General features: G+C 35.5%; 12 protein-coding genes, 1 rRNA gene and 1 pseudogene. 7 read left to right on the forward strand and 7 right to left on the reverse strand.

Translation table 11 applies throughout. From position 1 onward, the window contains the following. Positions 1-7: 7 nt before the first annotated feature. A pseudogene (locus tag ACNQGJ_RS12780) lies at positions 8-688 on the forward strand (helix-turn-helix transcriptional regulator); the annotation flags it as partial. Positions 689-752: 64 nt separating this feature from the next. Here the strand turns inward: ACNQGJ_RS12780 and ACNQGJ_RS12785 are convergent. Further along, complete coding sequence (locus ACNQGJ_RS12785; protein WP_417973325.1) at positions 753-2,039, reverse strand: UDP-N-acetylmuramoyl-tripeptide--D-alanyl-D-alanine ligase; 1,287 nt, start codon at positions 2,037-2,039, stop codon at positions 753-755. Between the two features lie 63 nt (positions 2,040-2,102). Then, a complete protein-coding gene (gene gldJ, locus ACNQGJ_RS12790) occupies positions 2,103-3,788 on the reverse strand; it encodes a gliding motility lipoprotein GldJ (protein ID WP_417973327.1) in 1,686 nt (561 codons plus the stop codon). Between the two features lie 208 nt (positions 3,789-3,996). Between gldJ and porU the strand changes: the two genes are divergently transcribed. The 5 genes from porU to ACNQGJ_RS12815 all read left to right on the forward strand — a co-directional run bounded on the left by porU (position 3,997) and on the right by ACNQGJ_RS12815 (position 12,441). Beyond that, complete coding sequence (gene porU, locus ACNQGJ_RS12795; RefSeq protein WP_417973329.1) at positions 3,997-7,833, forward strand: type IX secretion system sortase PorU; 3,837 nt, start codon at positions 3,997-3,999, stop codon at positions 7,831-7,833. 38 nt (positions 7,834-7,871) lie between these two features. Beyond that, on the forward strand, positions 7,872-9,041 hold the full coding sequence (gene porV, locus ACNQGJ_RS12800; RefSeq protein ID WP_417973331.1) for a type IX secretion system outer membrane channel protein PorV: 1,170 nt from the start codon (positions 7,872-7,874) through the stop codon (positions 9,039-9,041). An 84-nt stretch (positions 9,042-9,125) separates the two neighbouring features. Next, on the forward strand, positions 9,126-9,608 hold the full coding sequence (gene cdd, locus ACNQGJ_RS12805; RefSeq protein ID WP_417973334.1) for a cytidine deaminase: 483 nt from the start codon (positions 9,126-9,128) through the stop codon (positions 9,606-9,608). A 156-nt stretch (positions 9,609-9,764) separates the two neighbouring features. Continuing rightward, complete coding sequence (pdhA, locus tag ACNQGJ_RS12810; RefSeq protein WP_417973336.1) at positions 9,765-10,763, forward strand: pyruvate dehydrogenase (acetyl-transferring) E1 component subunit alpha; 999 nt, start codon at positions 9,765-9,767, stop codon at positions 10,761-10,763. 7 nt (positions 10,764-10,770) lie between these two features. Beyond that, positions 10,771-12,441 (forward strand): pyruvate dehydrogenase complex dihydrolipoamide acetyltransferase, encoded by a 1,671-nt coding sequence (locus ACNQGJ_RS12815; RefSeq protein WP_417973338.1) that lies wholly within the window; start codon positions 10,771-10,773, stop codon positions 12,439-12,441. A gap of 61 nt (positions 12,442-12,502) precedes the next feature. Here the strand turns inward: ACNQGJ_RS12815 and ACNQGJ_RS12820 are convergent, their stop codons facing one another. Beyond that, positions 12,503-13,744 carry a glycosyltransferase gene (locus ACNQGJ_RS12820; RefSeq protein ID WP_417973340.1) on the reverse strand — a complete coding sequence of 414 codons (1,242 nt, stop codon included), beginning with the start codon at positions 13,742-13,744 and terminating at the stop codon, positions 12,503-12,505. Between the two features lie 111 nt (positions 13,745-13,855). On the opposite strand from ACNQGJ_RS12820, the gene ACNQGJ_RS12825 reads away from it, so the two are divergent. Next, entirely contained in the window at positions 13,856-14,437 is a 582-nt protein-coding gene (locus ACNQGJ_RS12825; protein ID WP_417973342.1) for a MiaE family protein, read from the forward strand. A 79-nt stretch (positions 14,438-14,516) separates the two neighbouring features. Here the strand turns inward: ACNQGJ_RS12825 and ACNQGJ_RS12830 are convergent, their stop codons facing one another. The 4 genes from ACNQGJ_RS12830 to rrf all read right to left on the reverse strand — a co-directional run bounded on the left by ACNQGJ_RS12830 (position 14,517) and on the right by rrf (position 23,246). After that, a complete protein-coding gene (locus ACNQGJ_RS12830; protein ID WP_417973344.1) occupies positions 14,517-16,379 on the reverse strand; it encodes an OmpA family protein in 1,863 nt (620 codons plus the stop codon). A 19-nt stretch (positions 16,380-16,398) separates the two neighbouring features. Then, positions 16,399-17,316 carry a PorP/SprF family type IX secretion system membrane protein gene (locus ACNQGJ_RS12835; protein WP_417973346.1) on the reverse strand — a complete coding sequence of 306 codons (918 nt, stop codon included), beginning with the start codon at positions 17,314-17,316 and terminating at the stop codon, positions 16,399-16,401. Between the two features lie 57 nt (positions 17,317-17,373). Continuing rightward, positions 17,374-22,905 carry a T9SS type B sorting domain-containing protein gene (locus ACNQGJ_RS12840; RefSeq protein WP_417973348.1) on the reverse strand — a complete coding sequence of 1,844 codons (5,532 nt, stop codon included), beginning with the start codon at positions 22,903-22,905 and terminating at the stop codon, positions 17,374-17,376. A 231-nt stretch (positions 22,906-23,136) separates the two neighbouring features. Beyond that, positions 23,137-23,246 (reverse strand): 5S ribosomal RNA (gene rrf / locus ACNQGJ_RS12845). Between the last annotated feature and the right edge of the window lie 162 nt (positions 23,247-23,408).

The following is a 23,408-nucleotide window of genomic DNA, read 5'->3' on the forward strand; positions in this document are numbered from 1 at the left end:
AACCAACTGGTCTTCCCTTTCAATTAAAGAATACACGAACTTAAGGGAAGGTGATTACAAAATGAAATTAAAAGTGAGAAACAATAATGGCGTTCAATGAAGCAGAGTAAAAATGAAAATAAGAAAAAATAAATATTACGAAACTATTGAACAACGAAGACTTTATTTAGAAAAAGAATCTAAAATAAGACAGGAACAATATGAACTGGAAAAAGAAATTGAAAAATTAAAAAGTGACAAGTTGCAAATTAAGATTTTAGCAAAGGATAAAGAATTAGTCAATAACTCATTGCAAGTAGTTAAGAAAAACAAAATTCTAAATGGAATCATTTACAAATTAAAGGATATCAATGTTGAATCCTTCGATGATTCTACCAAATTTCAATTTACAAAATTGAATAAAAGTATCACTAAGGAAGTTAATGCGGATAAAAGCTGGAAAGACTTGGAAAAACAAATTAAGAATGTTCATTTTGATTTCCTTAAAAGACTAAAAGAAAAATATCCTACTATATCTCCACGAGAACTGGACTTATCAACCTATTTGTTAATGAATATGTCAACAAAAGAGATTACTGAAATCATGAACATCTCTAACGGAGGAGTAGAACTTGCACGGTACCGATTGCGAAAAAAACTGGAACTTAACAAAAAGGAAAATCTGATTGGATTTCTAATGAGCATTTAATAAAACCAAAAAACACCATTATAAATTACTACAATGGCATTTTTAATTTACAAATAGCGGCGCGCTATGAAAAGAAATCTAAACTTCGCTCCAATGCCATTCCTCTGGATCCCTTTATCAAAATAGTACTATTACTTAATGCTGTACTTGGTAAATCATTCGAAAACGCTTCAAATGTATCGTAGAATCGAAAGTTACTATTTTCAAATTTATTGGCATAAAATGCTGCCCCGATAAAATAACATTTCACTTTAACTTCATTCGCAAGCTGATCCACTATTGCTTTATGCTCATGTTGACTTTCCTGACCTAACTCAAACATATCTCCCAAAATCATTACCTTGTTTGAATTCTCTAACTGTAGAAAATTATCAATAGCTACAGCCATACTGCTCGGATTTGCATTATAGGCATCCAGAATAATTTGATTAGTTCCTTTTGTCAATAACTGCGATCTGTTATTTTCAGGAACATAGCGCTCTAAAGCTTCTTTTATTGCGGCTTCATCAATGTTAAAATAGGTGCCAATAGTTATCGCTGCATTGATGTTATTGGCATTATACAGGCCTATTAAATGCGTTGAAATGGTTATATTAGATTTACTTATTGCTACAAATGGATTTGCATTAATCGCTGTAATATTTACATTCGCATTTGTTTTATTTACTCCGAAAGAATAGGTCTTCAGCGACACTGACTTTTCCACTTGAATCGAGTCGTCTAAATTTATGAAAGCAAGTTTATCATTTGCCGAAAGGTAATGGTACATTTCACTTTTTCCTTCAATCACTCCTTGAATACCACCAAAACCTTCTAAATGTGCTTTTCCAAAATTAGTAATGTACCCAAAATCAGGCTTTGCTAAATCACATAGAAATTCAATTTCTTTTTTGTGATTAGCACCCATTTCAACGATTCCAATTTCCGTTTCTGAATTAAACGAAAGCAATGTTAACGGAACTCCAATATGATTGTTTAGGTTTCCAACGGTCGCTTTAGTATTGAATTTTTTAGAAAGAACGACATGAATTAGTTCTTTGGTCGTTGTTTTTCCATTACTTCCCGTAAGTGCTATGATAGGCAATTTTAAATATTCACGATGAAATTTGGCCAGCTTCTGCAATGCTATTAAACTGTCATCAACTAAGATTGTTCTTTGATCAATGAAGTACGATTTATCATCAATTATCACGTAAGAAGCACCTTTATCCAATGCTTCTTGTGCAAATGTATTAGCATCAAAACGTTCGCCTTTAATGGCGACAAATAAGGAGTTTAACCCGATGTTTCGGGTATCAATCGAAACCGAATTGCATTTTAAAAATAAACTATGAATGTACTTACTATCCATTTAAAACGATTTAAAAAAACAAAAGCCCTAAATAGGGCTTTTGTTTTTATTTTATAAAAAAAATTAATTTCTAGCTGATTTTTTATTGTCGGCTTTAGGCCCTACTCGAGACATTGCACATCTAAAACCAATGTAATCTGTAGCCATATCTTGTGGAAAATACCTTCTTTGCGCAGGATCTAGCCAATACGCTCTATCTCTCCAAGATCCGCCTTTATATACTCTAACCTTATCATTTATCAAAGTTGTCCTGTCGCTTGATTTATCATATTTCCTAACCATTTTACCTAAACTATCTGTCGTAACATTATGTCTAGGGAAGTTATACATGCTTTTTTCATCTTTTTGTTTTTCAGTGTCAGCTTCCGACGATCCAAAGTTATAGTATCTTGTTGATTGTTTGTCACCATCTCTATAATTGACATTATCGCTTTTGTCAAAATTCTGTCTCAAATACGTCTCTTTTTCATCAACTGGAACTTGGGCTATCTGACCAGGAAAGTTTCTGGCTACTATTCGACCATTACTTAAAGTATCAAATTCCATATTCGCTGCAGTAACAATTTCAACTTTACCGTCGGCTCCAATTTTATTTTTAGTGTATTTATTTCCTCTAAAATAATTAAAATCATTTGCTTCATTATCTATGATCGGTCTGTAAACATCTTGCACCCATTCGGCAACATTTCCAGCCATATCGTACAATCCAAAATCGTTTGCAGGATATTTCTTCACTTCATTTGTGATATCTGCACCATCATCTGACCAACCTGCAATTCCTCCGTAATCTCCATTACCTTGCTTGAAATTAGCTAATTGATCTCCCTTACTCTGTCTTTTGCCGGAACGCGTGTATCCGCCTGACCAAGGGTATTTTTTCTGACCTTTATAAATATTATACTCTCTTTGTCCTACATCAGCCGCAGCCGCATACTCCCATTCCGCTTCAGTTGGAAGTCTATATTCAGGAAGAAGGATTCCAGAAGAGCGTTGTGCGTAAACATTTTTAGGCTCTATAACTTGACCATTTTTACCAGTTTTAGGAGTTTTTCTAGATCCATTTTTTCCTTTTAAAACGATTTCTTCATCTCCGCCGTACGCCAAAGTAGGGGAATTCAAATACGTCTCTGTATCAAAATTACTTTCAGCAGTTACATCTAATGTTTTTGCATTTTTTCTAAGATATCCGTTTTTTTCTAAAAGCGCTTCATTTACGCGTTGTGTTCTCCAGTTACTGAATTCAACGGCTTGAATCCAATTTACTCCTACAACAGGATATTCAGCATAAGAAGGATGTCTTAAATAATTATTAGTCATCGTTTCATTATAGCCCAATCTATTTCTCCAAACTAACGTGTCAGGGGAAGCTCCTTCGTATATATTTTGATAAATTTCTTCAGTAGGTGGATAAACACTTTTTAGCCAATCTAAGTAATCTAAATACATAGAGTTAGTAACCTCAGTCTCATCCATATAAAAAGACTGAACGTGTTGTTGTGTTGGGGAATTATTCCAATCATGCATTACATCATCTTGTACTTTACCCATAGTAAAGGTACCACCTTCAACAAAAACCAATCCTGGCCCTGCTTGTTGTTTTTTACTTGAACCCGCTTTTTTGCTGTCCATATTCCAGCCGGTTGCTCTTGAAGTATTTTTGGAGCTGGACTTTTTACTGCAACTGGAAAAACCAATTACTATCATGATTGACATCAACAATCGCAAGCCCATAATTTTGTTTGCTTTCATACTCTCTTTAGTAGGTAATAATTTAAGTGCCGCAATATAATAATTAACCATTAATCAACATCATACTATTTGATATTTTTCGCCGATGTACTTTAACAATAAATTATATATGAGAACGCAAATTTATAATATTTATTATTTAAATCACACGAAATGCTTTATTTTTACTGACAAATAACATCTCACTATTAACCACGTTAAAAAAACGATGAGAAAAATACTTTTTGCTTTTTTAAGCTTAGTCCCTTTTGTTGCTTGTGCTCAAATAAAAGGTGACGCAGTCCTTGACTGGACTGACAAAAAAGAAATGTCATATGGTAATTTCAAAGTCGTTATCCCGCAATTTACAGGAAGCAGTTTCCATTATGATGCTGCTCAAAAAGCATTGCTTTATACTTTAAAAATAAAAGATCCAGTTACTTTTATTGAAGGAAAAGTCACGATTACAAATGCAACTTACGAAACAATCACAACTTCCCAACTTGGCGATTTAGCGTTCGAAAACATTCCTAAGGCAATAAATGCATCTTTAAAAATTACCATTTCAAGAGACATCAAAGAAGCTTTTATAAATCTGTCCCCTATAATTAAAGACGACTTTGGATATAAACGAATCAAATCTTTTTCCTACGAAGTTGCAAATAATAGTACCCAAATTTTACCATCCAGTAAAAGCGCAAAGACAAATAGCATTGTTAATTCTATTTTTGCTACCGGCAACTGGTATCAATTTCATATAGAAAAATCCGGCGTATATAAAATTACCAAAAGTTTTTTACAACAATTAGGATTAGATCTAAGCACATTAGATCCCCGTAAAATAAAAATATATGGTAACGGCGGACGAATGCTTCCGCTATCAAACAGTGTTTTTTATCCAAATGACATATCCGAAAACGCGATTCAAATCAATGGAGAAGGCGACGGGATTTTTAATAATGACGACTATATTCTTTTTTATGCGGAAGGAGTTGACACTTGGAACCAAGAAAGTCTGACCTTTACTAATTTGTACGATACAAAATCCTATTATTACATCACTATTCAAGGCGCCGATGGAAAAAGGATCACTCCTATGGCTCAACCTTCCGGAAACAGTACCTTGAATATCACTTCTTTTGACAATCATCAATACCACGAAGTTGACAATATCAATATAGTACGATTGGGTCGTCAGTGGTTTGGTGAATCATTTGAAGTCAAAGACGAACAGGAATTCAATTTTAATTTCCCGAATATTGATTCTTCTACACCTGTAAAAATGCTAGTAACTGCGGCATCAGCGGCATTTACTCCTACTACTTTGAATGTGACTGCAAATGGAACCGCGGTTGGGACTATTTCTTTCCCAGCATTAAACAACAATTCCGAAACGAAATTTTATTTAGGTTTTTTACCCAATAACACCACTTTCATGGGTACTGAAAACATAAAAATAAAACTGAAATATAACAACAACGGCGTTCCGGGTTCCAAAGGATTTCTTGACAACATCCGACTTGTCGCTAAGCAAAAATTGCAAGGCTACGGTAAACAATTTCATTTTCAGTACGATCAATCCAGTTCAAATCTTGGGATCGTGAACTACAGTATTTCTAACACGACAGATATTTCGCAAATTTGGGATGTTACTGATATTTATAACCCAACCAAAATCGAAAACTCCAATCAAAACACTTTAAATTTTAAAGCAAACTTAGGAGAACTTAGAAAATATATCGCCTTAGATGCTTTGGACTATTATACTCCTTTAAAAGATACCAAATTTAAAATTGCGAATCAAAATCTAAAAGGAACTTTATTTAAAAACAAACAAGGTCAATTTCAAGACATCGATTACGTGATTATCACACCCGCTTTTTTAGCCATACAAGCCGAGAAATTAGCTGCTTTTCATCGCATCCAATCCAATTTAAATGTAAAAGTTATTCCTTTGGAAGCTATCTATCAAGAATTTTCTTCTGGAAAACAAGATGTTGCCGCCATAAGAAACTGCATTAAATACATTTATGAAAATGCTTCTGTACCAGAAAAAAGAGTGAAATTTATTAATCTTTTTGGCGATGCTTCTTATGATTTTAAAAATAGAATTTCAAACAATAGTAATGTTGTACCAATTTACCACGCATTGAACAGCAGCTCAACCGGGGAATCGTCTTTTGCCTCAGATGATTTTTTTGGATTAATGGATGCTGCCGAAGGAAATGTTGCATCGTATTTTGGAGGAATCGATATCGCTGTCGGAAGAATGCTGGTTAACGACACAAAACAGGCCGACGAAATGGTCCAAAAAGTAATCGAATATCACGATCTAAAATCCTACGGAAGCTGGAGAAATAACGTCGCATTGATTGCTGATGATTCAGATGTAGCCTCCGATGCCAGCTTACAAAACAGGCAAAATATCCTTGCAAATACAATTGCTTTTGAAAAACCATTTTTAAATGTGAATAAAATTCTTTTAGATTCTTACGTCCAAGAAGCATCGGCAGGAGGCTCCAGATATCCAAAAGCTCGAACGGACTTCTTCAATGCCTTCGAAAAAGGAGCCTTGATATTTAATTATTTAGGTCATGGCGGTGAAGACGGTTTATCAAGCGAGCGCATTTGGGAAAAATCTGACGGACAAAACTTAAGCAATCAATACAAGTATCCTTTATTTATAACTATTACTTGTGAATTTTCCCGCTTTGACAATCCCTTTAGACCAACCGCGGGAGAATATACGTATTGGAATCCAAAAGGAGGAGCAATCGCAATGATCACTACCATTCGTTCAATTGGACAATTCAGTGCAGAAAATTTCAACGACTTACTAACAAAAAATTTATTATCGTACAATTCGAACCAATATACTTCAATTGCAGAAGCATTAAGAATTTCAAAAAACAGCAATCCAAATTCAGCCACCAATGTTGTTTTTTATATAGGCGACCCGGCATTAATGCTTGCCATACCAAAGCCAAAAATCAGACTCACTAAAGTAAATGATATTCCGGTTAACCAAACCATTGACGACTTTAAATCATTGGCAAAAATGAAAATAACCGGAGAAGTTACTGACGAAAACAACAACCTGTTGACGAATTATAACGGCGAAATTTCCACAACAATTTTTGACAAAACAGTTTCAAGAACAACGTATAATAATGACAGTAATAGTCCTCCAATTAATTTCACTGTTTTAGGGGAAACAATATTCCGGGGAAACGCATCAGTTACAAATGGCCAATTTGAATTTAGTTTTGTTGTACCTCGTGACATTAGAATTCCATTAGCCAACGGAAGAATTAGTTTTTATTCCAAAAAAAATCAAATATTACAGAACGAAACCGGGTACGAAAGCCGCATAAAAATAGGCGGAATAAATGAAAATGCATCTGCGGACAATATTAGTCCAAGAGTTAAGTTATATATGAATGACGAGACATTTGTTTCTGGCGGCACAACTAATGAATCCCCATTTCTTGTTGCACTGCTTGAAGATGAAAACGGAATAAATACGGCAAGCGGAATAGGCCATGATATTGTTGCTATTCTTGATGGAGATGTAAGTAATCCTTTTGTATTGAATGATTATTATCAAACAACACTAGACGATTTTACAAGTGGAATACTCCGATTTCCGTTGCGCAATTTAGCTCCTGGATTACACACAATAACATTTAAAGCCTGGGATGTATACAACAACCCGATAACAGCTGAAATTCAGTTTATTGTTGTAGGAGATGAAACGATAACATTGACACATGTGTTGAATTATCCTAATCCGTTCGTTAATTATACTGAATTTTGGTTTACACACAACAGACCATTTGAGCCTTTGGAGGTACAGGTTCAAGTAATGACAATAACTGGAAAAGTGGTTTGGACGAAAAATCAAATTATTACCACGGAAGGGTTTTTATCAAAAGAAATTACTTGGAATGGCAAAGATGATTTTGGAGATAAAATAGGAAAAGGTGTTTATGTTTATAAACTAACGGTCAAATCAAGTTTAACAAACAAGAAAACTGAAAAATTTGAAAAACTTGTAATACTTTAATAAATTAGTACATTTGTTTAATATAACTTCCAAATATAATGAAAAAAATTACTTTACTTTTTATCTCTTTATTTGCGATTTCTTTTTTAAAAGCACAAGATAGAGTTATAAATCCGGGGGTTCCCTTTTTATTAGTTGCAGCTGACGCAAGAGCTGCAGGTATGGCAGACATAGGAGTAGCAACATCAGCTGATGCATTTTCACAACAATGGAATCCCGCTAAATATGCTTTTGCAATTGACCAAAAAGGATTTTCTGTAAGTTACACTCCGTACCTTACTGATCTGGTAAATGATATATCATTAGGACAGCTGACCTATTATCAAAAATTGAACGAAAGAAGTGCCTTTGCGGGAAGCCTTCGCTACTTTGGTTTAGGTGAAATTGAATTACGCGAAACAGGCGATCCAAACGAGGCGCCAAGACTAGTTTCTCCAAACGAGTTTGCCATCGACGGTTCTTACTCTTTGAAACTAAGCGAGAAATTCTCAATGGCCATTGCCGGAAGATATATAAATTCAAATCTAAAAGTGGCTTCAGATAATAACGACGCTTCATCTGCAAGTACATTTGCTGTTGATGTAGCCGGTTTTTACCAATCCGAAGAAATCGCATTTAATGAATTCAACGGAAGATGGAGAGCGGGATTTAATTTTCAAAATTTAGGTCCAAAAATCAGTTATGATAATGATGATTTTAACAACAACTTTATACCTGCCAATTTAAAAATAGGAACTGGTTTTGATTTTATTTTAGACGACTATAATAGAGTTGCCGTAAATGTAGAATTTAATAAATTATTAGTCCCAACACCACAAGATCCCGATTTAAACGGTGACGGAACAACTACCCCTGAAGAACGCAATCAAAACAATCAGAATTACCGCGGTATTGGGTGGACTTCCGGTGTTTTTAAATCTTTTGGTGATGCGCCTGACGGATTTGGTGAAGAGATAAAAGAAGTTACTTATGCGGTAGGTGCTGAATATATGTACCAAGATTCGTTTGCGATGCGTTTGGGTTACTTTCACGAAAGTCCCTTGAAAGGAGCGCGACAATTTTTCTCGCTGGGGGCCGGTTTCAAATACAACGTAGTTAAGGTCGATGTTTCTTATTTATTCTCGGCATCCAAAGTAAAAAACCCTTTAGAAAATACCCTTCGTTTTTCACTTACCTTCAATTTTGGAGAGAAATATGACGAATATTAAACTTAAATAAATTTCCAAGTAACAATCCAAATTTCAATTCCGAATCTTCGGAATGAGGTTTGGATTTTTTTTCCTTAAAAAAGTATGAAAGAAATAACTATCACTACTCAATTCAAAGTATTCGATTCAACTCAGGATTTACCAAATGACATTCAGAATCTAATGTCGAAAGCCGTTGAAATTCGAAAAAATGCTTATGCACCTTATTCGAAATTTAAAGTTGGAGTTGCAATTGTTTTAGACAACGGTAAAATTGTATTAGGTTCGAACCAAGAAAACGCAGCTTATCCTTCGGGACTTTGTGCAGAACGTGTCGCTATTTTTTATGCCGGCGCAAACTACCCAGAAGCCAAAATTTTAAAAATGGCAATAACAGCTGCTTCAGACTCGTACCAAACGAGTATTCCAATTCCACCATGCGGATCTTGCAGACAATCGATAGCAGAATACGAAATCCGACAAGAAACCCCAATCGAAATCTATTTTATGGGAGAGATTGGCGTAATTTACAAATCAGAATCCTTGAAAAACTTGCTTCCGTTTATGTTCGATAAAAAATTCTTGTAAAAATTCCAAAAATTACCTATTAAATTTTAGTACTTACTTGGAATGTCTTATTTTTGCATCCCGACCCTTCGGGGCGCAAATTTGTGGGAGGAAACTGTTTTGCGTTATAGGTACAAATTGATAATACAATAACACTTTAGCAAAAGAAAAATTCAGATGAAAGAAGTTACAAAAGAAGTATATTTAAAGTGGTATGAAGACATGCTGCTTTGGAGAAAGTTTGAGGACAAACTTGCAGCATTATACATTCAACAAAAAGTTAGAGGATTTCTACATTTATACAATGGCCAAGAAGCAGTTTTAGCTGGAGCGTTGCATGCAATGGACTTGACAAAAGACAAAATGATTACTGCTTATAGAAATCACGTTCAGCCAATAGGGATGGGAGTTGATCCTAGACGCGTAATGGCCGAACTTTTAGGAAAAGTTACCGGAACTTCAAAAGGCATGGGTGGTTCTATGCACATCTTTTCAAAAGAGCACCGGTTTTATGGCGGCCACGGAATTGTAGGAGGACAAATTCCTGTAGGTGCGGGATTAGCGTTTGCCGATAAATATTTTGAAACAGGCGGTGTTACAATGACCTATTTTGGTGATGGAGCAGCACGTCAAGGATCTTTACACGAAGCTTTTAATATGGCTATGTTATGGAAACTTCCAGTTGTATTCATTGTTGAAAACAATGGATATGCCATGGGAACTTCAGTAGAAAGAACAGCCAATCATACTGATATTTGGAAATTAGGTTTAGGATATGAAATGCCTTGTGGACCTGTTGACGGAATGAACCCTGTTAAAGTTGCTGAAGCAATGACTGAAGCGATTGACAGAGCACGTCGCGGAGACGGACCAACTTTTCTAGAAATGAAAACATACCGTTATAGAGGTCACTCGATGTCGGATGCACAATTATACCGTTCGAAAGAAGAAGTAGAAGAATATAAAAAAATTGATCCAATTACTCAAGTTTTAGATGTAATTAAGGATTTAAAATACGCTACAGATGAAGAAATCGAAGCAATTGAGAAAAGGGTAAAAGATTTAGTGGAAGAATGTGTCACATTTGCCGAAGAATCTGCTTATCCAGAAATTCAACAACTATACGATGTAGTATACGAACAAGAGAACTATCCATTTTTACCTCATAAATTATAAATCAATTATGGCAACAATAATTACAATGCCTCGTTTGAGCGATACGATGACGGAAGGAACAGTAGCGACTTGGCTAAAAAACGTAGGTGACAAAATAAGCGAAGGTGATATCCTTGCTGAAATTGAAACCGATAAAGCAACAATGGAATTTGAGTCTTTCAATGAAGGAACACTTTTACATATAGGAATACCTGCTGGTGAAACTGCACCGGTAGACTCTTTATTAGCAATTATAGGAACTGAAGGCGAGGATATTTCGGCATTATTAGCAGGAAAACCCGCTGATGCAGCTCCAGCTAAAGAAGAAACAAAAGTTACTGAAGAGAAAAAAGTTACTGAAGAAACAGCAACTACTCCCGAAGTGACGAAAGCAGCAGCACCTGCTACCGCTTCATTACCAAAAGGAGTTGTAGTTATCACCATGCCTCGTTTGAGCGATACCATGACAGAAGGAACAGTGGCGACTTGGTTGAAAAAAGTAGGGGATACAGTTGCCGAAGGGGATATTCTTGCTGAAATCGAAACCGATAAAGCTACAATGGAATTTGAATCTTTCAACGAAGGTAATTTATTATACGTAGGAATCGAAGAAGGGAATTCCGCACCTGTTGATAGCCTTTTGGCAATCATTGGGCCTGCAGGAACTGATATTACTGGAATTGCTGAAAACTATAAAACTGGCGGAGCACCACAAGCGGCTCCTGCTGCAGTAGAAGAAAAAGAAGTAGCTTCAACTGAGAAAGCTACAGAACCTATTGTTCAAGAACCATCAACTGACGGACAACGAATTTTAGCATCACCATTAGCAAAGAAAATTGCAAGTGATAAAGGGATTCAATTGACTCAAGTAAAAGGTTCTGGTGAAAACGGACGTATTGTAAAAAGCGATATCGAAAATTTCACCCCACAAACAGCCGCTTCTTCAGCTCCGACTACATCCGCACCAGCAAAAACAGAAACTGCAGCTGCTACAAAACCATTTGTTCCTGCAGGAGAAGTTGTCACAGAAGAAATCAAAAATTCGCAAATGCGAAAAATCATTGCGAAACGTTTAGGCGAATCGTTATTCACCGCGCCACATTACAACTTAGTAATTGAAGTGACAATGGATGAAGCAATGAAATCAAGAGTTATCATAAACAACGTTCCAGATACAAAAGTATCTTTTAACGATATGGTGATAAAAGCGTGTGCAATGGCTTTGAAAAAACATCCAAAAATAAATTCACAATGGAGAGAAGACTCCATTCTTATCAACCACCACGTAAATATTGGTGTAGCTGTAGCTGTTGAAGACGGATTAGTGGTTCCTGTACTACGTTTTACAGATGGTATGAGTTTATCTCAAATTGGCGGAAGCGTAAGAGATCTTGCAGGAAGAGCTAAAAACAAAAAATTATTACCTGCAGAAATGGAAGGAAGTACTTTTACAGTTTCAAATCTTGGAATGTTTGGTATTACTGAATTTAATTCTATCATCAATCAACCAAATTCGGCAATCCTTTCAGTAGGAGCTATTGTTGAAAAACCGGTAGTGAAAAACGGTCAGATTGTTGTAGGAAATACAATGATGTTATCTTTAGCTTGCGATCACAGAACGATAGATGGCGCTACTGGAGCTCAATTTTTACAAACATTAAAACAATTTATAGAAAACCCTGTTACAATGCTCGCGTAACAACTAGGTTTTATACTATATTAATCCCGTCTTGTTTATAAAAAAAACTTGACGGGATTTTTTATTTATTCTTCTCCTCAATCCAGCGCGACATATATTTCGTGCTTTTTACAGTATGGTGTTGCAACATGGCTCCCATAAAATTATGCAGTCGATGTTGCTGTAAATTAGAGCGTAAAAATTCTATTTTAGTTCTAAAGTTATTTTCGAACAAATCTTTCACATATCGCTGATTAATAATTTTTACACCATTTTGTTGGGCTTGCAGCCAAATTGTTTGATCTTGATATAATTGTACCGCCACATCCACAAAATCAACAACATCATCTGCGATGAAACCGTTCCACGGCAACTCACCATGCATGGACTCCGAACCAATTGCAGTCGTAACACTTGGTGTACCACACTGCATCGCTTCCAATAATTTTCCTTTAATACCAGCTCCAAAACGCAAGGGAGCCAAAACAACTCGTGCCTCCTTCACTACTTCTTGTGCATCACTAGCTCGTCCCCTAACTAAAAAGCCTTCTGTCTTGTTATGCAATTGCAGTACTTTTTGCGAGGGATAAGCGCCGTAGACATTCAAAACAGCCTCTGGTATTTGTTTTTTAAGTAATGGCCAAATGATTTCTTTTAAATAATGAACGGCATTCCAATTGGGCTCATGAAGAAAATTTCCGATAAAAACAAAGTCTTTACGTTCTCCGAAAGAAGGGAGCTTTTCTGTTTCGGTATTGTCAATTGGTTCTAATAAAAAAGGCAAATAATACAATAAAGAAGCTTCTATTTTAAAAGTCGATTCCAAAAGTTCCATTTCAAATTCAGAAATCATCAGAGACAAATCACAACGTAGAATACTCGCTACTTCCCGTTTTGCAACCTCTTCTACAAATAAATCAGTTGTGTTAAAAGAACGATTTTCTTTGAACGCTTTCTGGCGAGCCAATCTCAGACAATGTAAATCCTCAGTGTCTAAAACTCGTAACGCATCAGGACAATTTTCGGCAACGCGCCAACCAAATTGTTCTTCCATCATAAAACGATCAAACAAAACCATCGACGGATTTAATTCTTTTATAAAAATATCAAAACTGGAATTATTAAGTTCTATTGATTTTTTCTCAACGTCGTACTCTTGTAAATCAACCATGAAATCACTGTTTTGTGCAGGACTAGCAAACGTAATGCTGAAACCTTGCGCTTTAAAAAGCGAAATTAATTGCATCATCCTTCCTCCTGCTGCGGAGGAATTTGGCTCTGGCCAAACAAAACCAATAATTAAAAGCTTTTGAACTTGATTCATAGTATTAAAAAATTTCCATTGCAAAATAATGCTATTTTGACTTCAATCCGGTCATTTGAACCAAAAATAGATTATAAAACACTAATTTTGTGCCAAATAAATTTCATTACCATGTTAGGATTAAAATTAGCCACAGACCCGCGTTGGGTAAATATAGTTGAATCGAATATAGAAGAAATCTTGACAGATCATGCTTGGTGTGAACAAAAAGCAGCATCAAATGCAATAAGTCTAGTTACTAATAACTCCGAATTAGAAGAATTAGTAACTGAAATGTTAATCATTGCAAAAGAAGAACTAGACCATTTGCAATTGGTTCATAATTTAATAAAAAGCAAAGGATTGACTTTAGGCAGAGAAAGAAAGGATCATTATGTGAATCAGCTTTTTAAATTCATGAAAAAAGATGGCAGTCGAAAAGATGCGCTTTGTGACAGGTTGTTGTTTTCAGCTATGATAGAAGCCAGAAGCTGCGAACGGTTTAAGGTTTTATCAGAGAATATAAAAGATGCTGAACTGGCTACTTTTTACAGAGATCTTATGATTTCAGAAGCGGGACACTACACCACTTTTTTAGGTTTTGCTCGAAAATATGCTGATAATATAGATGTAGAAAAACGTTGGAAGGAGTGGATTGAATTTGAAACTTCGATTATCACAAACTATGGTAAACAAGAAACCATCCATGGTTAATTTAAAATGAAATATCCGATTAAACAAAAACAGGATGCTTAACGGCACCCTGTTTTTTTATTAATTACTACTAAGTAATTTATTTTACAATCATAAACTCAGAACGCCTGTTTAAGGCATATTCTAATTCTGTACATGTATCATGACAATCCAACTTAGGCTCAGATTCTCCATATCCCCTTCCTGATATCCTGTCTACATTAATTCCTTTTGAAATAATATACTCAACTGTTGATTTAGCTCTTCTTCCGGATAAATTTGCATTGTATTCATCGGTTCCTCTAGAATCAGTGTGCGCTTTAACAGTAATCTTGAGCGTGTTATTTTGCGACATCACATAAACTAATTTATCAAGTTCTGTAGCACCAAGCGCTGTTACATCGCTTTTATTAGAATGAAAATAAATAGGATTTAATAGAATTTCAGTTTCTGTAACAATAACATCGATTGGCTCAATTGCAGCTTCAAAACTTATTTTTCCTTGCTTACTTGAGGCTGAAAATGATTTAGTAACGTAACCATCTTTAAAAACTTCTATCGTGTATGGCTTTTTACATTCTGCATTATAAAGAACTTCGCCATTCCTATCAGACATTTGGGTCTCTAAAATAGTTTTGGTAGCATCCAAAATTACAACTTTGGAATTGGCTAATAATTCCCCTGTTTTAGCATTTTTGACCGCAACGAAAATTTGAGAATAGCAGATTGGGCTCGCACTGTAAATATGATCTTTCCCTGAACGATTACTGGACACATATCCTAAATTTTTATCTGTATTGAAACTAAAAGCGAAATCATCTTTCTCCGTATTCACTGGTTTTCCAACATTAGAAGGTTCCGTATCTTTAATTAGATCAACAGAAAAAACGTCCGAACCTCCAAAACCTAACAATCCATTTGATGAAAAGTACAAAATGGAATTATCAGTTACAAATGGAAAATTTTCATCACCGACTGTGTTAATTTTAGTTCCTAAATTTTCTGGTGTTCCAAATGTTCCATCATCGTTCACCATTACTTTCCAAATATCAGTTCCTCCGACAGAGCCCATCATATTGGAAGCAAAATAAAGTACTTTGCCATCTTTATCTATGGAAGGATTCCCCATAGAATAGCTTTTACTATTAAACGGAAGTGGCGTAGTGGCTCCCCATTTTTCATTTTCTTTTACTGCTTTGTAAAGATTGACTTGACCAAACTTCAACTTATGTGTTTTATCTTTCTCGAATACATTAGCTTTATAACTTTCACTTGAAAAATAAACAACATTACCATCTTTTGTTATGGATACTGGACCTTCATGAAACCTGCTATTTAATTCATTAACAGGAATTGGCTCTGAATAGCTTCCATCAACATTATAAGTTGACTGATAAATATCTAAAAAAGGTTCATTATTCCAACCGTATATTTTACTGTTTTCATTTCGGGCACTTGTAAAATAAAGTGTTTCTCCATATAGACTTGCTCCAAAATCCGATCTTTCAGAATTCACTGAAATTTTATCGACATCAAAAAGTTTTTCTTTGTTGCGTAACTCTGAAAGATAATTTGGATTTTTATTAAATTGCTTGGTTCTTTGATCATCAGGAACTAAAGCAGCAAATATTTTCATTTGTGCATCAGCCTCAGCGTATTTGCCATTAGATTTTAAGATCTGAACATACCTGTAATACGTTTCAATATCCTGTTTTGTTTGTATTGCTTTGGCATACCATTTTTCGGCTTCAACGGTATTATTCATATAATAATAACTATCGCCTAGTTGTTTCATTATATAAGCGTCTGTATTTCCTTTTTCAACTAAGATTAAGTATCCTTTAGCGGCTTCAACATAATCGAAGCTTTCAAATAATTTATCGGCATTCTTAGTTTCTTTATTTTGTGCGCAAAGTGAGAAACCTGCTAACACAAAAATCAGTGATAGTGTAATTTTTTTCATTAATTATAAAAATTAAATTTTAGAAAAATCTAGGAGAACGTGAAACTTTTTTCGATTCAAATAAATCATATAATAATATGAATTCATGTGAGGAAGGAGAAGTTACTTTCAAATCTGAAATTATATGATCATAAGCATATCCAATGCGCAACTCTGGTGTGACAGCAAAGTTGACCATCCCTCCAAAACTATCTTCCACGCGATAAGTTGCTCCAATTTCAAATTTTTCCTGATATAAAAAATTGGCCGAAACGTCCAAAGATGGGGATACATTAAATGCAGATTTTAACATTAAAGAGGGCTTAAATTTTAATTCATAATTAACGTCAAAAACATAACCCGCTGTAATAAAATAATGCGATACGTCTGAACCATATTCACGTCCATTATAATCTAAATGCGTCGATTTAATCATATTTGGAATCGAAAAAGACACGTAATATTTGTCTGTGTAATAAAACAATCCTGATCCTAAATTAAATGATGTATCGTTGATATCTTCTCCAAAAACACCTTCATTAGGGTCTGGCAAACTGGATTGTATATCCCTGAGTCCTACTTTGTGAAAAGAAACTCCGGCTTTTAAACCAAAAGCCAATCTTTGTGTTTCTCCTAATTTTAAAGTATAGGAGAAATCTCCAAATACATTTTGTTCTGTTACCGGTCCAATCTTATCGGATATAAAGGATATTCCAATACCTACATTCTTGCCCGCAGGAGTATGACCTGCAAAAGTAAAAGAAGCGGGTGAATCTTCGATATTCACCCATTGTTTTCTATATAAAAGACCAAAAGAAAGACTTTCATTCGAGCCTGCATAAGCTGGATTAATAACATTCATATTATACATATACTGAGTATAATGTGGATCTTGTTGCGCTTTTACATCCATATAGGCAATAAGAATTAAAAGAGACATCAATATTTTTTTGTTCATATCTATTTATTTTTCGGATTATTGGTTGATTTAAAAATTTACAGACTAATAAATATATTACTTACTATTTTCTCTAATTAAATAAATCCACCCTGTTTTTGGTACTCCACTACTGAATTCTATCACATAATAATAGGTGGCACTTGGAAGATCATCTCCTTTATCTGACTGACCTTTCCATTGGTCGGTATAATTTGGTTGACTGAAAACCTTGATCCCATACCTATTAAATATTTCCAGTTTTTTGACATCCATCAATCTTAAATCAAAGAAGTCATTTGAACCATTTCCATCAGGAGAAATTCCTTTTTGAATATTGCAATAAATAGATTCAACAACCACATTACTTGAGGTTTCACAACCCGTGTTTGTAGAAGTTATAGTAAGCGTATATGTTATAGGAAACACCACTTGTCCGCTTGGAGTGGATCTTATCACATCGGATAGATTTAACACGTTTGAATTTGTTCCGACAGGAGCTCCTAAGTTATCCTTCCATTGATAGGATACATTGTTTGGATCATATGATCCTAATAATGGACTCGCTGTTAAAATATATTCTTTATTTTCACAATCACCTACGGTTTCAAACTGAATTAATGGAGGAATAGCGTTTATCGTTATTTCAGAACCTTGACTTATACAGGCAGTACTATTTGTAAATCGGACATTCATTATATATTTTCCAGGAGCCAAATTAGTAAAGACATTACTGTTTTGATAGCCACTACCTATACTGTACTGAACGTTCACTTGTGTACTAATTGTAATGCTTCCTGATGGCACCAAACAAGTTGGTTGTACAACTCGAATTTGAACTGGAGTTAACGGCAATAAAGGAAGTGGATTAACAGTTACACTCGTCCGGCTTTGAACTGAACATGTAATGTCAGCAGTATTTCTCACATGCAATATGTAATTGTTTGGAGCTAATCCTGTAAAGGTATTTGAGGTTTGAAACGTAGTACCATTCAAACTATATTCTACTCCAGATTGAGCTGCTATAACAATAGTCCCAGATGTAATCGCACATGTTGGCTGAACCACGCTGGCCATTGTAGGTATTACTGGAGGAATTGGAATAGCATTAATAATTACCGCTGCTATCGATGAATTTAAACAGCTGATGTCAGATGTATTTCGTACATATAAGGTGTAATTTCTCGGAGCTAATCCTGTGAATGTATTGGAAATTTGATAGGTTGCGCCATTCAAACTATACGCTACTCCTACTTGTGTTGTTATTACTATACTTCCTGATTGCACAGCACATGTTGGTTGAACCACGCTGACTGCTGTTGGTGCTTGCACTGCTTGTATAGAATTAATTGTTGTAGTTGATCCCGAAGAAGTAACACAAGTATTGTCAGCTGTATTTCTAACAAACAAAGTATAGGTTCCTGGAGCTAATCCTGCAAAACTATTTGAAGCTTGGTAGGTTGTACCGTTCAAACTATACGCTACTCCTGTTTGTGTGGTTATTATAATCGTTCCTGATGGTGTTGCACAGGTAGGTTGCGTAACACTAGCGGAAGTTGGAACTGCCGGAGGAGTTGGAATTGAATTGATGGTTATGGCAGATCCAGACGAAGTTTCACAAGTAATATCGGCTGTATTTCTAATATAAATTGTATAAGTACCCGGAGCTAATCCACTGAATGTGCTTGAAACTTGATACGTTGTACCATTTAAACTGTATTCTACTCCATTTTGTGTTGTTATTACAATACTCCCCGATGGTGTTCCGCATGTTGGTTGTACAACACTTGCCGTAGTTGGATCTGCGGGAGGAGTTGGAATTGCATTGATAGTTATTGAAGACCCAGATGGAGTTACGCAACTAGTATCAGAAGTACCTCTAACATATAAAATGTAATTGTTTGGAACTAATCCCGTGAACGTATTTGAAGTTTGATATGTTGTGCCATTCAAGCTATACGATACTCCTGTTTGTGTTGTTATCACAATACTTCCTGACGGCACCCCACAAGTAGGCTGAGTAATAGTGGTCGCTGTTGGAACTATTGGAGGAGTTGGAACTGAATCAATTCTTATTACTGATGACGTTGAAGTTACGCAAGTATTGTCAGCTGTATTTCTAACAAACAAAGAATAGGTTCCTGGAGCTAATCCTGCAAAACTATTTGAAGCTTGGTAGGTTGTACCGTTCAGACTATACGCTACTCCTGTTTGTGTGCTTATTATAATCGTTCCTGATGGTGTTGCACAGGTAGGCTGCGTAACACTAGCAGAAGTTGGAAATGCCGGAGAAGTTGGAATTGCATTGATGGTTATGGCAGATCCAGACGAAGCTACACAAGTAGTATCGGTTATATTTCTAACGTACATAGTATAACTACCCGGAGCTAGTCCACTGAATGTGTTTGAAACTTGATACGTTGTACCATTTAAACTGTATTCTACTCCAGTTTGTGTTGTTATTACAATACTTCCCGATGGTGTTCCACATGTTGGTTGAACCACATTTGCCGTAGTTGGAGCTACGGGAGGAGTTGGAATCGCATTGATTACCGATGGAGCTGCCGATGAAAGCGCACAAGAATTATCTAATTTATTTCTAACAAATAAGGTGTAATTTCCGGCTGCTAATCCTGAAAACGTATTAGAATCTTGATAAACTGTTCCATTTATACTATAATCAACCCCAGTTTGTGTCGTAATTAAAATCGTACCGGTTTGTACAGCACAAGTAGGCTGAGTAATAGTGGCCGCTGTTGGAACTATTGGAGGAGTTGGAACTGAATCAATTCTTATTACTGATGACGCTGAAGTTACGCAAGTATTGTCAGCTGTATTTCTAACAAACAAAGTATAGCTTCCTGGAGCTAATCCTGCAAAACTATTTGAAGCTTGATACGTTGTTCCATTCAAACTATACGCTACTCCTGTTTGTGTGCTTATTATAATTGTTCCTGACGGTGTTGCACAGGTAGGTTGCGTAACACTCGCAGAAGTTGGAACTGCCGGAGGAGTTGGAATTGCATTGATGGTTATGGCAGATCCAGACGAAGTTACACAAGTAGTATCGGCTGTATTTCTAACATACAATGTATAACTACCCGGAGCTAATCCACTGAATGTGTTTGAAACTTGATACGTTGTACCATTTAAACTGTATTCTACTCCAGTTTGTGTTGTTATTACAATACTTCCCGATGGTGTTCCGCATGTTGGTTGAACCACACTTGCCGTTGTTGGAGCTACGGGAGGAGTTGGAATCGCATTGATTACTGATGGAGCTGCCGATGAAAGCGCACAAGAATTATCTAATTTATTTCTAACAAATAAGGTGTAATTTCCGGGTACTAATCCCGAAAACGTATTAGAATCTTGATAAACTGTTCCATTTATACTATAATCAACCCCAGTTTGTGTCGTAATTAAAATCGTACCGGTTTGTACAGCACAAGTAGGCTGAGTAATAGTGGCCGCTGTTGGAATTACTGGAGGAGTTGGAACTGAATCAATTCTTATTACTGATGAAGCTGAAGTTACGCAAGTATTGTCAGCTGTATTTCTAACAAACAAAGTATAGCTTCCTGGAGCTAATCCTGCAAAACTATTTGAAGCTTGGTAGGTTGTACCGTTCAAACTATATGCTACTCCTGTTTGTGTGGTTATTATAATCGTTCCTGATGGTGTTGCACAGGTAGGTTGCGTAACACTCGCAGAAGTTGGAACTGCCGGAGGCGTTGGAATTGCATTGATGGTAACGGTAGATCCAGACGAAGTTACACAAGTAGTGTCTGCTGTATTTCTAACATACATAGTATAACTACCCGGAGCTAATCCATTGAATGTGTTTGAAACTTGATACGTTGTACCATTTAAACTGTATTCTACTCCAGTTTGTGTTGATATTACAATACTTCCCGATGGTGTTCCACATGTTGGTTGAACCACACTTGCCGTTGTTGGAGCTACGGGAGGAGTTGGAATCGCATTGATTACTGATGGAGCTGCCGATGAAAGCGCACAAGAATTATCCAATTTATTTCTAACAAATAAGGTGTAATTTCCGGGTACTAATCCCGAAAACGTATTAGAATCTTGATAAACTGTTCCATTTATACTATAATCAACCCCGGTTTGTGTCGTAATTAAAATCGTACCGGTTTGTACAGCACAAGTTGGTTGTGTTATACTTGCAGCTGTAGGGATAGAAACAAAATTCATTGTAATATTTGCTTCAGAATAACAAGGTGTCAATGCCGCTGAAGCAACAACAACTGGGTTAGGATCTTTAAAATTATAATCTACAGCTGCTATGCCATAATCTAAACTACTACTTCTTTCCGGACTCAAAAATGAATTTGTAACTGATTCACTGCCGTCTTCTTTATCATTCATAGTCAATGCAAAAAACTTAAGATCTCCTGTAGTATAACCAATAAGAGATTTTAGAACTTCTACTTCAAAACCAAGACTATAATCATTAGTTCCACTATTATTTTTATTAACACCTATTGCAGATGAAGGAAAACCTGTGGCAGCACTTCCTAAATAAGTTTTAACGGAAACGCCGGTTTTTAATTCAATAACATTTGCATAATAATTAGTTTCAGTCGCATCTGTAGTAATAACTAAACAGTAATCAGCCAGAAAATATGAATCGAATGTACTAGGGTTATTATTGAATATATTGAAAGCTTTGACTAATGGATCATTATCTACTTCATTTCCATAATTCGAAACATTAAATCCACCAGATTTAGTATCAAGAAATAACAAAATACTTCTATTAAGTAAAACTTTTCCAGCGATCCCTAAAACAACTTTATCCTCTAAGGCGCTTATTTTAAACGAATTAACATATCCAGTTGAAGCATTTACGGATAAGGGTGCAGAAAGAAAATTATCTTCCAAAACTCCCGTTCCCCAAGCCATTTCAGTAATTGAACCATCCAGGACTACTGCGTATCTAGTTCTAACTTTAACAATTTGCCCATCAGATAAAGTATTAGTTGTAAACACTCTACTCGAAGACATACCTTGCATTACGACACCATCAACTGAGAATTCAAATAAATCAGCGCCGCCTGAAGCAGTGAAAGTAACTGTTGTTCCGAAACATAAAGGACTTGTTGTATTATTTGCGGGCGAAGCTGTCAAAGTAACCGTGGGAGGCACTACATAAATTGATGCTACTACCGGCACACGTGTACTAATATCACTGCCGGATCTACTTCGTACATAATAAGTCCTAGTTGAACTAATACTTGGACTGTAGACAGTTCCAGTGTATATAGGAGTTGCTGACGATTGAGATGTAAACCATTCAATAGTTTCAGAACCATTAGCACCAAATGCATAAACATTAACCTGCATTAAAGCAACACCATCACCACAAGAACTACCCGCAGTTGTTGAAGGTGGAGACAAAATTGCTTTAGTTTTGGAAATCCTTGATGTTTTTTTATTTTTTTTTATTGTATCTGCAGAAATTATTTTTGAAGATAATTCAAACTTCAGATTATGCAATTTTACCAAATCGTTTAAATTTTTTGAACTTAATGTAAACCCAAATAACAAATGAAACAGCAAAAATAAAAGTAATTTTTTCTTCATAAACTGATTTTTGTAGTTAATATATAACCGTATACTATTTTATTTATTAAAAGTATTCTTTTATTTTCAATGAACAGAGCAAATTTTAATAAAAATTTAACGATTTATAAAAAATTTAAATAGGTATAACAAAATAAAATAATTACATAAATCCAAATTTTATGAACGCAAAAAATCCTCATCAAATACATGATGAGGATTTAAATAAATCTGAATTTACGTCAGATTAAAGAAAGGCGACGACATACTCTCCCACATAACTGCAGTACCATCTGCGCAGGCGGGCTTAACTACTCTGTTCGGGATGGGAAGAGGTGAGCCCCGCCGCAATAACCACCTTAAGAGGTTATAATTGCTTTGGGCAATTATCTATAACTAACAATTGAAATTTACACCCGAGCGTTAGCGAACAGGCGAAGCAATTCATAATTATAGTAATATCTTAACATACTGAGATAAAGAAATTTATCCTGAATTTACTTCAGGAACTAATAAAAACATAC

Source organism: Flavobacterium cryophilum, from assembly GCF_048286555.1.
Taxonomy (GTDB): Bacteria; Bacteroidota; Bacteroidia; order Flavobacteriales; family Flavobacteriaceae; genus Flavobacterium.